Annotated in this window: 12 protein-coding genes and 1 pseudogene; 7 read left to right on the top strand and 6 right to left on the bottom strand. The window is 41.4% G+C overall.

The features are described from left to right. Positions 1-15: 15 nt before the first annotated feature. The gene (locus L6H65_RS10285) at positions 16-1,155 is read left to right on the top strand and encodes a hypothetical protein (RefSeq protein ID WP_236341189.1); all 1,140 of its coding nucleotides are present in this window, start codon (positions 16-18) and stop codon (positions 1,153-1,155) included. Positions 1,156-1,212: 57 nt separating this feature from the next. Here L6H65_RS10285 and L6H65_RS10280 read toward each other — a convergent pair whose 3' ends face one another. After that, complete coding sequence (locus tag L6H65_RS10280; protein ID WP_236341187.1) at positions 1,213-1,455, bottom strand: hypothetical protein; 243 nt, start codon at positions 1,453-1,455, stop codon at positions 1,213-1,215. Positions 1,456-2,331: 876 nt separating this feature from the next. Between L6H65_RS10280 and L6H65_RS10275 the strand changes: the two genes are divergently transcribed. Next, positions 2,332-3,222, top strand: coding sequence for a PD-(D/E)XK nuclease domain-containing protein (locus L6H65_RS10275; protein WP_236341186.1), 891 nt, complete (start codon positions 2,332-2,334; stop codon positions 3,220-3,222). Positions 3,223-3,541: 319 nt separating this feature from the next. On the opposite strand, the gene L6H65_RS10270 is transcribed toward L6H65_RS10275, so the two are convergent. From L6H65_RS10270 to L6H65_RS26780, 3 genes are all read right to left on the bottom strand, one after another. Further along, positions 3,542-4,723: a hypothetical protein gene (locus L6H65_RS10270; RefSeq protein ID WP_236341184.1), complete on the bottom strand. Its 1,182-nt coding sequence runs from the start codon at positions 4,721-4,723 to the stop codon at positions 3,542-3,544. 310 nt (positions 4,724-5,033) lie between these two features. Next, positions 5,034-6,341 (bottom strand): DnaJ domain-containing protein, encoded by a 1,308-nt coding sequence (locus L6H65_RS10265; protein WP_236341182.1) that lies wholly within the window; start codon positions 6,339-6,341, stop codon positions 5,034-5,036. A 177-nt stretch (positions 6,342-6,518) separates the two neighbouring features. After that, a complete protein-coding gene (locus L6H65_RS26780) occupies positions 6,519-6,647 on the bottom strand; it encodes a VOC family protein (protein WP_371877686.1) in 129 nt (42 codons plus the stop codon). Between L6H65_RS26780 and L6H65_RS10260 the strand changes: the two are divergent. From L6H65_RS10260 to L6H65_RS10245, 4 genes and pseudogenes are all read left to right on the top strand, one after another. Continuing rightward, positions 6,643-6,837 (top strand): annotated as a pseudogene (locus L6H65_RS10260) (IS5/IS1182 family transposase); the annotation flags it as partial. The gene L6H65_RS26780 and the pseudogene L6H65_RS10260 overlap by 5 nt on opposite strands. A gap of 956 nt (positions 6,838-7,793) precedes the next feature. Continuing rightward, positions 7,794-8,243 carry a MarR family winged helix-turn-helix transcriptional regulator gene (locus tag L6H65_RS10255; protein WP_236341174.1) on the top strand — a complete coding sequence of 150 codons (450 nt, stop codon included), beginning with the start codon at positions 7,794-7,796 and terminating at the stop codon, positions 8,241-8,243. 67 nt (positions 8,244-8,310) lie between these two features. Next, positions 8,311-8,919, top strand: a complete 609-nt coding sequence (locus L6H65_RS10250; RefSeq protein WP_236341159.1) for an NAD(P)-binding protein — start codon at positions 8,311-8,313, stop codon at positions 8,917-8,919. Beyond that, positions 8,871-9,779 (top strand): NAD(P)/FAD-dependent oxidoreductase, encoded by a 909-nt coding sequence (locus L6H65_RS10245; protein WP_236341157.1) that lies wholly within the window; start codon positions 8,871-8,873, stop codon positions 9,777-9,779. The genes L6H65_RS10250 and L6H65_RS10245 overlap by 49 nt, the downstream gene beginning before the upstream one ends. Here L6H65_RS10245 and L6H65_RS10240 read toward each other — a convergent pair. Both L6H65_RS10240 and L6H65_RS10235 read right to left on the bottom strand, forming a co-directional pair. Then, positions 9,755-10,762, bottom strand: coding sequence for a phosphotransferase (locus L6H65_RS10240; RefSeq protein WP_290370367.1), 1,008 nt, complete (start codon positions 10,760-10,762; stop codon positions 9,755-9,757). The two genes, L6H65_RS10245 and L6H65_RS10240, sit on opposite strands and share 25 nt — an antisense overlap. Further along, positions 10,759-11,889: a glycosyltransferase family 4 protein gene (locus L6H65_RS10235; RefSeq protein WP_236341155.1), complete on the bottom strand. Its 1,131-nt coding sequence runs from the start codon at positions 11,887-11,889 to the stop codon at positions 10,759-10,761. Before L6H65_RS10235 ends, L6H65_RS10240 begins: the two co-directional genes overlap by 4 nt. Positions 11,890-12,049: 160 nt before the next feature. Here L6H65_RS10235 and L6H65_RS10230 point away from each other — a divergent pair, with 160 nt between their 5' ends. After that, entirely contained in the window at positions 12,050-13,135 is a 1,086-nt protein-coding gene (locus L6H65_RS10230; protein ID WP_236341147.1) for a glycosyltransferase family 4 protein, read from the top strand. Positions 13,136-13,386 lie beyond the last annotated feature (251 nt).

Genomic DNA, 13,386 nt, shown 5'->3' with positions numbered 1-13,386 from the left:
AAGAGGAGAGCATTGATGCGAATTTTATTTCATGAGATAAAGAAAATTTTTACTTGGAGAATCCTGCTTCTGCTTGTAATTGCAAATGCTGTTCTATTCTTTCTGCGTATTGAGTTCCATATTTCCCATTTCCCCAATGGCAGGCCGAGCCTGGATTCGTATCGCATTGGTATCGAAATGATTAGCAAGTACGGAAATGATATGGATGAAGAAGATAGGAGGGACTTTAAAAAAACGTATGAAGTACAAGTGCAGGAAGCGAATCAATATTTGCAGTCCAATAAAGAATTTGCAGAAGCAGGGGTGGGGACATATGAGGATTTTCTAAATATAGATTGGGAAAATAAGGAGCAGGCCGCTCTTCGTGACAAGATCATGTTTGAAGAACAAGTGGATATATTCTGGGAACTTCCAGAGAGAAGACGATTAATGGATTTTCATGAAACTAAAGAAGCGAGAGTAGGGACCTATAAAAACGGTGCAAATCCGCGCCAAGAGGCTCGTTTTGACGAAATGATCTCTGCCGGTCATTATCAGGTTTATCCGGAAGTTGTTATGGAAAATTTTAAAGAATTTATTTTCAATGTGGCGATCGCTATCTTAGTGAGTGTCGTGCTGATTATATCGCCAGTGTTTATGAAAGACCGTTCAAGACAGCTGCTTGATTTGCAGTATACAACTAGGAAAGGCCGAGAGCTGTATAAGACGAAATTAGCCGCAGGTCTAATTAGCACGCTAGGTGTTATCACCGCTTTGCTTATCGTTTATTTTGGAATGTATGCCTTAAACAACACAGAGATGTACTTCAACGTACCGATACATATGTTTATAGACTCATTTTCTTGGTACGATCCGACATTGTTGCAGTACATGGCACTGACGGTTGCGGCCATCTACATGCTGGGATTAGTTTACGCACTGCTTGCGATGTCTTTCTCTAGTATGATGCCGAATTATATTGCCTTAATTGGTATTCAAGTACCGTTTGTTATTGCAATGATCACATACGGATTAACTTATTTGGTAACACGTATCATAAATATTGAGGTGCCCCAATGGGTTGTTCCGACATCATATAGTGGCATGGTTGCGGTTAGCGTGCTCTTTATCATTTTCATGTGGAAGCGAGAAAAGCACCGGGATATTGTTGTATAAAACTCTAAAATTCTCATCAAAGAGAAACCCAATCTCATGCGCTGTCATGTGATTGGGTCACTTAGGTCCGTTATATTCGGTCTCTACTTTAGTTGGTATGATTTCTAATCCATTTTGAATTGCATACTCTTTAAGTTCCTCCGGGTCTGTAATGACAATGCTTGCCGCTTTTTTGTTTTTATCCTCACTCTGATATTGCGTATTTGCAGCAGTAGGGCCCCCATACTGTGCAAAACCAATAACCGCGGGGATAAGAAACACAACAAAAAGTGTTAGGGATAATACAACTTTATTTCGCATATTCCACACCTCCTTATTTATTATTATACTCCATTTTTGCAAAAAGATGAAAAGACAGGCGCTCTTTGGGAGCAAGCCATGGGCTTATAATCAAAGAATTGGAGGGAGCTGCTTCAGAAACTTCAGAAGGTACAGGAGCTGGATGTATAACGACATGATTTCGTAAAGTTACCACCTCTGAACAGCGGTGTCCAAGGAGAGTTTGGTCAACAGGTATTCTCCTATTCCGATAAAACGAACTACAAAATACGGGAACAATTATTGGGAAGTTATCGGGAATAAGGTCAATAGAAATGTCAGATTATTCAGTGACTCAGAGTGTGAAAATTGGATTTTAATTGAAAGTAATCCGTTTACGTGTTTTATGACGAAGGTGTTGTTTCGTCAAACGGAAGGAAAGAATCAGTAGATACGGTGATCTACGCGACAGGATTCCGGCCTCATCTTCCTTACCTTTATTTTTAAGGGCAGCGATCCTTTGCTTCTGTAACCTTGAGGGGGTGGGCCAGATGCAGCAAGATGGCTGCCGTTTCTCAACTAAGGGGAAGTGAATGTTCCCTACAGCCCCGTGGCTGTAGTTTTTTTGATTTTCACATAGGAAACTGATTGTTATGATGTGGTACAATTATGTTGTACGTATGACTTAAGTCTCAGGTAGTAATAAATTGTTAGAAGAACTTAAAAGAGTGTCTTTAGAAAGGATTCTAGTGATATGAGCGATATTTTTTTATCTGATTACAAAAAAGAGACTTAATGAATTGCTTTTTTTTGATGCCTTTATATGCAAAAGTAAAAATAGAAACCGAAATTAAAGTAAAAGAATGAGAGATTAGTAACGAGTAAGCTATTTATAATTGTTCTAAGGAGATTTTGCTGATGGAGAATCATGTAAAAAGATGTGCTGCTAATACCCAATCTGGAACTAGATGTAATTTTAAAGCATATGATTCTGGATATTGCAAAACACATAACACCAAGAATATAAGAGCAGTAAAAGAAAAAAGGTATAGTGAAGTGTTATTAACAATACATAAAGTATGTACGGCTAAAGGGTGGAATTATAGATTAGTATCGAATGATAAAATAAATTGGGAGTATGCAACTGTAAAAGTGGAAAGAGGCTATAGTCATGATGAGGTTACAGGTTTGTTTGAAGTATCTATTTTAGATAGCATTATTAAAATGCCCATTACAAAAACTTCATTCTATGCATATGGATTAGCAGAATTGCGTGATGCCGTTTGGAATGAGATTAATAAAATTGAATGGTTTAACAAGCGAAATGAAGATAAAGTCCAAAACACATCAGAAAACAAATTAAGTTTATTACTAGGTATCCTGACAAGATTTGATATTGTGGCTAGACAATTCCGACAAAGACACAATAACAGATGCACAATCCATGTCAGAGATGAATATGACGTACAGGATTTATTGCATGGACTGCTTAGAGCGTACTTTGTAAATGTTGTTGAAGAGGACTACACGCCAAGGAATGCTGGATCGTCATCGAGAGTAGATTTTCTACTCAAAAATGAGCAAATCATAGTAGAGGTAAAGATGGCATCAAAGAACCTGACCGATAAGAAACTTGGAGAACAATTAATTATAGATATAAAAAGGTATCAAGCTCATCCGGCTTGTAAGACACTGGTATGCTTTGTGTATGATCCTGAGCATCATGTTAAAAATCCAGAAGGAATTGAACAAGATTTAAGTGGCAAGAATGGAAAAATAGATGTGAGAGTAAAAATTGTTCCTCATTGAATACTGTAGGCGAAAGGAACCATCATGATAACAATGTCAATGTTGGAAAACGCATATGTTGTTTCTATCGAGCACGGGCTAGAAAATGTCAAGCAGCACAAATAAAAATACATTTACACAAAACCCGTATTTTATACATATGTATGTAAATTGGCGAAAACGGCAGCCAGATATGGGCTGCCGTTTCTATGCAACTAATGTGCTCGTTAGCGTAATGCTTCCGCCTTTTTGCTGCGTTCAAACTCTTTATATAACAACAATCCATGGCCTCTATTGCAGTTGCGCCATTTACGCAGCGATTAATGAGATAATATTCTTATCACCCGATAATTTCAAAGCTGAATAATGGCTGATTAAATTTATGTTGTATTTTTTTTTTCCTTTCTTCGAGTTCCGCTCTTTTCGGTAGTTCATAAATTTTTTGCAATTCATACAATCTACGATGATCTGGAAGTTCATCAATAAGCTGTAACCGCAATTCATCAAAGATTGACATGTCATAACTCCCCAAAATATCAAGACCTTCACCATAGCAATACAAATCTTCGATTAGGATTCTTTTCCTTTCTTCAGATAAGTTGTTATAAATACTTGGCTTAATCCACCATTCATCAGTCATCACCATAAATCTTTCTATTAGATTCAGTATATATACGTCATCATTTACGATAGCAGCAAGATATTCAGTTTCTTTAGCATGAAACTCCTTGTCTGTTATTATAATAAAATCTGTCGTATTCTCAGCTGGCATACAAATTAAAATGACATAATGCGAAAAACCATCACCAAAAGTAAAACTGATTTTTCCATTAACAGCAACAGGAACTTGAAAACCTAACCTCTTATACACTACATATACAGGAATTTCAGGACCAGTAAAATCTGTTAACGGATAAGTATAATGTGTATCGACCATAATGTCTAAAAATCTTTTTACTTCAAGCCTTTGCTTATCAAGGATTTCTATCCTTTTATTTATTTGCTCAGCAGCATTTGAACAACCGAAATCAATGAGTTTTGCGATCTGTGAATCCCATTCACCATGAAGCTTTTCATCTTCCAGCTTCTCTTTTTCAATTTTCTCCATAAATTTGGGACGGATGACATCAATGACCTTTTCCCTAAATACGTGATAACTCAAAGATCTAAACACTTGACGAAATAGATCTTTCTCCGATTTGATTCCTGATTGGTCTAGTCGAGCAAACATTTCATCATGAAGCTTACAGAATCCTTTAAATGTTGACGCGTGGGGAATACCACAATCTTCAATTAGCATAGACTTGTTTGGATATGCCATCCGTGATTTAGGTGCTAGTAAATTGCGGTCTTCTCCTTGTTCATTAAGCGTTTCAAGCGAACTCATTTCGGATATTGAATGGGAATTTATCGCTTCCATTTCACAACCAGGATACATACAGGTTGACTTTTTCTCTCTCATATATCTGTGTACTGCATTATTAACGGCTGTATCGAATTTAACTTTTTCGGTTTGATTCATCGTTATCCCCTATTTCAAATCAAATGTACTTTTAACTTCCTTTCAATATTTCGGTATCAAGTCATTTAAGAACTTAGGCGTCTCTGCTACTCTTCTTTCTTTATTTCCCTTATCCGCTATTGTTATTATTCCTTCGTGTTAATCGCGCTAGACTGATAGCAAATCCTAAATATGTCTTCCGCCGGCGGCGTCTGGATTCGGTAAATCAACGACCGCAGTCGGATCTGCAGCCTCTACTCGCTGGAGACGTCCAGAGATCAGAAGAGTGCCGTCGTTATCGCTTTCCTTGTACGAATTTGAAATGAATCCCTCATTCGCAGGCTACTCCGTCTCCATCGCGATCTAACTTTCTGCTGTAGCCCGGATCACCGGCATATAGTGGAGCCTTTCCATCATCGCGAACGGCAGTACAGTTTTTGTAATAGACACTAGACGAGGAATTGGTGTTCGAACTCGACGAAGTTGCTGCAGATGATTGCTTTGTTTCGATCGTAACATCAAAAAAATATTCGTATGTCGAATTATCAACCGTAATGCTTACCTTATTCTCGCCTTCAACTGCGGTGAAAGTAATCCAAGTGATATTGGGATTAGTTGCAGTTGGTAGGCCATCAATCTTTAGGTCATTAAGCTTTATTAAAGGATCCGATTCAAAAGGGACGTCGAAATCAATATTGATCTTTTCGCCACTAAATGCTTCCACCCGGTCGCCAGGCGCTATCGTGAATTCCCCGTTGCCGCCACTATTTGGAAGGAAATAACTGGCGCCAATCGCGTCGGATTCTTTATATGTGAGGACCGGTCGATCATTCTGAAACATGATGGATTGTTGTTTAGGGGGTTCACCCTCTTGGGTTTTGTCAGTTTGCCTTACTGGTGCTGCAGAGACTGCTTGAGTAACCACTGATTGTTCATTAGTCGCGGTATCCACCGCCGCAATAGAAGATTCGCCTGTATCCGACACAAACACTACTATGAATACCACCATACATGCGAGTAAAAAAACGGAGTATGCGATGCGAAGTGGCGTAAATTTGATATTGATTTCTTTATTCCTTTTTTGTGCTGGATGAGTGGAATGACTTTGTGCGGAAGTCGATGCAGTATCTTCAGTATTTGCTTCTGAGTTCTTTGTTGTCTTATTTCCGCCCATGTTCGTTGTGTGGGCAGTATCCTTTTTCGGTTTCGAATAAGAAGCATTTTGCCTGTTTTCATTTTGCTTTTCTGTATGTTGAGATGAGGTGTTAGAATGGGATGTATTTGAGGAGCTGTTTTGTTCCGTTCCTTGATTGGATTGTTTCTTAAGCATGGAATCATATATTGCACGGCTCTCTTCATTAAAGAGCACATTATAGGCAGCTTTAATTTGTTTGATCTTTGCCGTTGCAACTTTAACATTGTCTATATTTCTATCTGGGTGCCAATGCATGGCCAATCTCCGATACGCTTCTCTAATCCCCTCTGGTGAAGCCGTTTGATGGATTTCGAGCACCTCGTATAATGTGCCGCCTTTTAATCGTTTTTTGCAAACAGCGCATTTCGCGAATTCCATTTTTTCAGACAATACCCTGTTTTCATTTCCGCAATTGGTACATGTTACAATATCGAATTTCCCCACCAAAACACGCCCTCACCATGAATGATGAAATTACTATTATCCATATATTAACACGTTAGAGATTTGAACCGTATATTTAATTAGTTAGCTGCAATGATGTATTTTGTTGGTCAATAGCAACCTTGTATTCCTCAAATGAGGATAGTAATCGCACTTTTCTGCCCGTTAGTTGATTAATTAAGGGATCCATATCTCCCACACGTTTCCATCAGGGTCTGCAAACGTTACATTTGGACCGCAAGTTATCCGCTCGCCTATAATGTTAACTCCGTTTTCTTTAAAACGTTCGAAAAGTTCTTGAGGCATGTATGTGTGCAAAGCTGGTCATTTGGCGATTCGAAAAGCACGTCAGGGCAAGAAAGGCGTTGGAACAAACCAAACGGACACGTATTATTTTGACGTAGAAAAGTGTAAGCGATGTCCGCTCAAAGAAGGTTGCTACAAGGAAGGCGCGAAGAGCAAATCTTACTCCGTCAGCATAAAGTCTGACGTACACATTCCAAATTTTCAAATGCTTCAAATACATTGATGTATCCCCCTATTGTTTTTAAGTTCAATTATAAAATTATCATTTTCCTTTAATCCTACCTAATCCTCCGAGTTAGTTTCATTTAGCATGCTCCGGATCAGCTACTAAAAACACTGAATCTAAATAGCAAGTCCCACTTGGAAATTCTACCATATTTCTACTCCATATTATAGTTCAAGAACGACGAAAAAGGACAGCGTTACCACTATCCCAAACTTTACATTTGATATATTGTGTCACAATCCATATAAACCCGTACCAACTAGCAATTCTTGTCGAATTAGTAGATGTATATTACATAGTATTTTATACATATGTCTATAAATCAGCTATGTGTCCGATCAGCATTCTTTCTCCCATCATTCTAACTTAATGAGCTGCGTTCCGTGCGCGGCTCATAAAAAATAAGTTTGAAAAAGCCGCCATTGGCAGCTTTGATTTTAAAATTATCAATTTGAAGGAAATGTTGCATCTAGCTCATTCTTCAATGTACTAATGTAGTACTATCCACGGTTTGCTGACAATGTAAGCTATTCAGAAAGGATACAAGAACACCTCTCAATCGGGAACAGACACCATTTATTTTAAGTTCACCATTATGTTTGCGGCATACAAAACAATCAATTGAAGACATCATTTTAATATCCACTCCCTTATCCTCAATCTAAAATCAAAATAAAAAAACCTACTGCCTACAAAGTCTCCCTGCTCGGCATCTTCGTCTTTTTGAGCCTCTCCAATGGTGGCAAAGAGCGTACGGACCTTCTCCTGTAACCTCGCCTTGTGCTTCACGACCGCTTTGCCCCGGTCCAGCCCCTAACAATCCCAAGCCCCTCCTGCTTTGGGGATTTTAAAATCGATTTTATAAAATAATTGCAATTTGCAAATATAAATGCTATAACTTTCTCTAGGAGGTCATGCAAATGGAAAATGTGAGGAATATGTTTCAAATCATGTCCCGAAATTTTGGGTTATTAAGTGAACAATGCTGTGATTCCTGTTGCGGCCAAGAAGTATCACTTGTACAAAGTCATATTCTCTATGAAATTAATCGTCAACATAATCCCTCCATGCAGGATATTGCAGTAGCTCTTGGTATGGACATCACCACTTTCAGCAGACAGGTAAAAACTTTGGCTGATAAGGGATTTATTAAGAAATCCCCCCATCCTTCTGATCAACGGATCACTATATTATCACTAACACCTGAGGGATTAACCGTTGAAAATGCAATTAACCTTACCGTTAATACTCAACTCAATGGCGTCCTGTCAACAATGAGTGAATTTGAACGTGAAACGGTACTGCGCTCTATTCAATTGTTTAATGATGCTATGCAAAGATCAGCAACATGTTGTGTGCCTCCAAAATAATGGAGGCTTACATTTCACTATACTATATACTTGCAAAATGCAAATAATTTTAAGGGGGATATAAGCAATGAAAACACAATTACCAACAGCAATTATCGGTGGCGGACCAGTAGCATTGGCTGCTGCTGCACAACTTGTAAAGAGAAACATGCCCTTTGTTTTATTTGAAAGAGGCTCTCATATCGCATCCTCTGTACTTAGCTGGAAACATGTAAGGATGTTCTCCCCTTGGGAATTTAACATAGATACAGCTGCTAAGGAGCTTCTTTTGGAGTCTGGGTGGCAAGCTCCAGCAAAAGATCACATACCTGCGGGGCTAGAATTAGTTAATGAGTATCTTTTACCGCTATCTCAGCTAAAACAATTACAACCCTTTATTCATCTTCAATCGTTGGTTAAAGCTGTGTATCGAAAAGGTTTCGATAAAATGAAAACAGCCGGCCGGGATCTTGCCGCCTTTATTATTGAATATGAGCAAAACGGTATGTTATTGCGCAAAGAGGCTTCAGCTGTCATTGATGCAACTGGAACATGGCTCACACCCAACCCGATGAGTACAAGTGGGCATCCTGCTGAAGGCGAGCCCCATAATAAAAATCACATTCAGTATGTGGTATTCCAGATATTTTGGGTTCAGCTAAAGAACGGTATGCGGGGAAAAACATTGTTGTTGTAGGCAGTGGCCACTCGGCAATTCAATCACTCACTTTGTTAAATGAGTTGAAATTGGAGATCCCAGAAACAACAATCCATTGGGTGCTTAGAAAGCAAAAAGTTTCGGATGCTTTTGGAGGCGGAGAAAATGATGGGTTACCGGCACGAGGAGCACTTGGTACCCGAGCTAACCAATATGTACAACAAGGCAATGTACTGGTTCACACCCCATTTCTTATTGATCAACTTAAGAAAGAATCAGACATCCTTTCTCTACATGGTACTAAATTAGATAAGCCATACTCTATTGATAAAATCGATGAGGTTATTGTGGCAACAGGGGCAAGACCTGATTTCTCGTTCCTTTCAGAATTGCGATATGCAGCAGATACAGCTGTGGAATCCGTTCCACAACTTGCTGACTTGATTGATCCCAATATTCACAGCTGCGGGACCGTACGCCCTCATGGTGAAGCGGAACTGCGTCAGCCGGAAAAGGACTTTTATATCGTGGGATCAAAAAGTTACGGTCGAGCTCCGACGTTCCTGCTGGCTACGGGCTATGAACAAGTACGTAGTGTTGTTGCTGGCTTAGCAGGTGATTTTAAAGCAGCTCGTGAAGTGCAGCTTCATCTACCGGAGACTGGCGCTTGCTCAGTGTCCAGGCCAACAGAAATAAGTGATAACAGCAACAGTTGCTGCACGTCTGCCCTGAAGAAGATGCATATTAGGCCAATTTCTGTAACAAATATTAATAGTGGCTGCTGCAGTTCAAATCAAAGAGGCAAGCAATCATTATTTCATGATCTACTTGCCTCATTTTATTCAGTTCTCCCCTGTCTTGTACCTAAAACTCCTTATAAGCTATTTCTCGCGGCATAGTTGTCGAGCTTTTGCAGAAATGGACCGAGCCTCCTTTCAGATGACAGCGCCCATTGCAGCCTTTTCTTCGTTAAGGGGATTCTTTTAAAGGGAGACAGCACCAGGTAAGTGCTACGCGGGAACCGCAACCATATACGGATTAACTTATAATCGGTTTTACTCAGTTTTGCGACTTGACGGTAACCGTTTAGAATCGCCCTGGCGATCCTGAAATCCCATTGATGGTCTTTGCATGAATTGTAAATGACCCGGTACAAATCATAGGCGCGCAAATCCACATGCATCGTTTCGAAGTCAAGGAGATGGGTTCCTTTGGCGTTCATAATAAAATTACTCGGCCCTCCATCGCCGTGACACAACACACCGTGCGTCCGCGGACGATTGCGGTACGAGAAATATCCGCTGCTTCGGAGCAGCGCTCTCGCCTTGGTTGAATATTGTAAAATTTCCTTGCCATGGAGCTGGATGAAACGGTTAATCGCCGTACTGCCGAAGCCGTTCCTGTTCGCTTTTGCTATTTTGTTTTGCAAATACCGCTGCTGTGCTTGAAGCGTTTGGGGCCATGTGCGAATCTGACTATAGGCGAAATACCCCTTAAGTCCGTTGCGACCGGCCGTATGAAGCCGGCCCAATGCGATGCCGCATGCCCGCATGTCGCCTAAAGAACGGGGGGAAGGCTTTCTCCCGGCAATCCAGGGATTCAACACGTAAAGCTCATTTTTAGAGGATGTGGCGTAAAGTTTTCTCCCTATCGGCGTTCGCGGATTACGCCAGACAAGTCGAAGCCCCCTACCCTTATTATTGCAACGCAGAAGCATACGATCGATCCACTTCAGTCGCGCAAGCGGCCTTGGCATTCGTTTCAGGCTGTAGGTTCGCCCATTTTGGGCAATAATCCGGAATATCCCTTTACGGATTTGTTTATGCCCCACTACCTTAATCCCAAACTGTTTTGCGATACTGGAAACCGATTTTTTACTCATGGCGTCCTCGCTTTCTTCAAGCCTAAAAACAACGACTTGTAGCGCTGTGCGATTTTTGGCCATCTATAGCGGGCAGCGGTAGCTTTTGCATGAAGCCGCCTCTTCTTTGTGTTTTTCTTGTTTACCCACATAGCGGCAATGGCCCGGGCGATGGATGCTCCATTTACGGAACGAATAATTTGCGCATTCCGGTTATTTACAAATTCCTTTAGCCCGCCTGACAAGGTCGATACTAGCGGCACCCCGTTCGCCATCGCCTCCAGCGCCACAAGACAAAACGATTCTTTTTTGCTCGGCACAATGACGGCGCCATAGGATGCATACATGCGTTGAATCGCATTGTGCGGGCGGTTGCCCATCCAGCGGATGCGTCCTGATACGCCAAGCTGCTTTGCAAAGGCACGCAAATGGTTCCTATAGCTTTTACTACCGCTACCCACGACGGTTAGACGAACATTTTTGTGGGAACTGGATAATAAAGCGACGGCTTTGATTAAAGGTTTTATGCCTTTTGACGGAATAAGTCTGCCAACGAAGAGTAAATGCTTAGGGTTGCCGCTCGTGAGTCTTGAAACGGCATTCACTCCGTGCGGAATGACGACAAACCGGCCTTTCACGCCGCCATATGACCGTCTAGTCGCCCCCGCTTGCCATCTGCTTGGAACGACGATCCTCCTAGCTAAACGAATTAATTTGGCTTGATTTTTTCCGGGCATTGAACGAATACCTTCTGAAGCGTTTGAATGGCAAGTATATACGATGGGGATGCGAAATTTGTTCTTGGCCGCAGCTGCTGCATCGGCAAATTCTGTACTGTGGACATGGATCAGATCCGGCTTTCCCGAACCTGAGGCTCCCGCTGCCCGTAAAACGGCATTGGCTTTGAAAGCGCGTGCGGATTGCCTGAAATAATGCTTATTTTTAGGCAGCCTTACGATACGCATATTGACTCCTGGTTTCGATACAACAAGTTTCCCAGATTTGCTGGTGCATAGGACCTTGACCTTTACCCCAGCGCTGCTCAGCACTCTGCTCAGTTGGGTTGCGACAATTCCTAATCCTCCGACAATATTCGGTTGAAATTCGTTCGTCATGACCCATACTTTAAGGCTGCTGTTGCTTGCCATGAGCATCCTCCTTATTTCGCTTCCGAATATATTTATGTATCGGCGTAACGAAAGGTACGATAAATATGAAGAAAATGTAAACGTCATGGTCCCAAAAGGATCGACGGTCATAATGTATAATGTCGGAGTTGTATTACGAGTTTGCGGGAGGTCGCCGGACTTGAAAAGTGTTCTAATCATGGTTAAAAATTTGAGGTCAGGAGGGGGGACGGAAACTTACGTATTGACATTGGCGCAAACCTTAAAAAAACAAGGATATCGAGTAGGGATCTATACGTCAGGCGGAACGTGGCTGGGTTTTTTTCGCAAAAAAGGGATGCGAATTCACATTGCGCCTTCATACAAGAATTCTCAAAAATTGTTGGAAAAGATGCTGAAATTATACCAAGTCGTTCATGCCAATGATCAATTCAGCGTATCTCTGCTGGCAACATTGCGTCCTCTTCCAAGCCAGGTCGTCGTAACTATGCATGGGAAATATTTTAAACCAGCCGCGATCAGAAAATCGAGTGCGATAGCAAAAGCGATCATTGCGGTTTCGCCTCCCATATATAACTATGCCGTGCGCTGCGGTGCAAAGACAGCGAAGTTGCACCTCATACCCAATGGGATTGCCATTGAAACCTTTCGGCCGCAAGGGACGAAATCTCTACGCAAAAAATATAAATTCCCTGCGGGTGCTATCGTCATCGGGTATGTCGGCCGATTTACATCAGAGAAATTGCCGCTCGGCCAGCGGATCTCCCGTATTTTACGATCGTTTAAGGCTGGAAGACCGAATACCCGCGTGATGATTGCAGGAAGGTTATCCAAAAAATATGTTAAAAAAACTGGCGGATACATTGTAGCCGGGCTTATTTCGAATATGAGTGATTTTTATCGATCATGTGATGTTGTGGTCGGAACCGGTCGTGTCGCATTGGAAGCAATAGCTTGCGGAAAACCAGTCCTCGCGGTCGGATGCAGCGGGTTTGTTGGACGGGTGACCGTGAAAAATTTCAACTATGCTTGGAGAAGAAATTTCGGGGATCATCAAAACAGACGAGTGAAATGGACAGACAGGCAGCTTATAAACGACCTGAACAAAATTATGCAATTGAAAAAAAACGGCAAGACACAAACGCATCAAGTCCGGAATCTTATGATCCGTCAGTTTTCAAGCCGCAGCATGACCAAGAAGATCGCCCGCCTGTATCAAAAAAAGCAGTTTAACTCAGGCATTAACAATATTCTTTGTTACGTGTAGGCAAAAGCCGCGTAGTCTGAGGTGGAGCATATGGCCGAAAGCTATCCTTATGGATTCGCCTCAAGCATCTTTCCAAGCATATGGGAACCCTGACACCTTTTGGGGCTTAAGAGCTTCTATCTTTCCTGCATTTCAAGTCTTTTATGCCGTATGGTCTACCTACAGGGGGTAAAGGATAGTCTCACCTAACCTTACATCACACTCGGACCTCATTATTCGATCTATTTCGATGAAATTAGCGCATTGTAACT

The organism is Paenibacillus plantiphilus, from assembly GCF_927798095.1.
In the GTDB taxonomy this organism is placed as follows: Bacteria; Bacillota; Bacilli; order Paenibacillales; family Paenibacillaceae; genus Paenibacillus_Z; species Paenibacillus_Z plantiphilus.
This window is presented reverse-complemented; position numbering and strand designations above follow the sequence as displayed.

Coding starts and splice junctions, on each gene's coding strand:
- L6H65_RS10285 (WP_236341189.1), top strand. CDS start 16: ATGCGAATTTTATTTCATGAGATAAAGAAAATTTTTACTTGGAGAATC.
- L6H65_RS10280 (WP_236341187.1), bottom strand. CDS start 1,455: ATGCGAAATAAAGTTGTATTATCCCTAACACTTTTTGTTGTGTTTCTT.
- L6H65_RS10275 (WP_236341186.1), top strand. CDS start 2,332: ATGGAGAATCATGTAAAAAGATGTGCTGCTAATACCCAATCTGGAACT.
- L6H65_RS10270 (WP_236341184.1), bottom strand. CDS start 4,723: ATGAATCAAACCGAAAAAGTTAAATTCGATACAGCCGTTAATAATGCA.
- L6H65_RS26780 (WP_371877686.1), bottom strand. CDS start 6,647: ATGCCTCAAGAACTTTTCGAACGTTTTAAAGAAAACGGAGTTAACATT.
- L6H65_RS10255 (WP_236341174.1), top strand. CDS start 7,794: ATGGAAAATGTGAGGAATATGTTTCAAATCATGTCCCGAAATTTTGGG.
- L6H65_RS10250 (WP_236341159.1), top strand. CDS start 8,311: ATGAAAACACAATTACCAACAGCAATTATCGGTGGCGGACCAGTAGCA.
- L6H65_RS10240 (WP_290370367.1), bottom strand. CDS start 10,762: ATGAGTAAAAAATCGGTTTCCAGTATCGCAAAACAGTTTGGGATTAAG.
- L6H65_RS10235 (WP_236341155.1), bottom strand. CDS start 11,889: ATGGCAAGCAACAGCAGCCTTAAAGTATGGGTCATGACGAACGAATTT.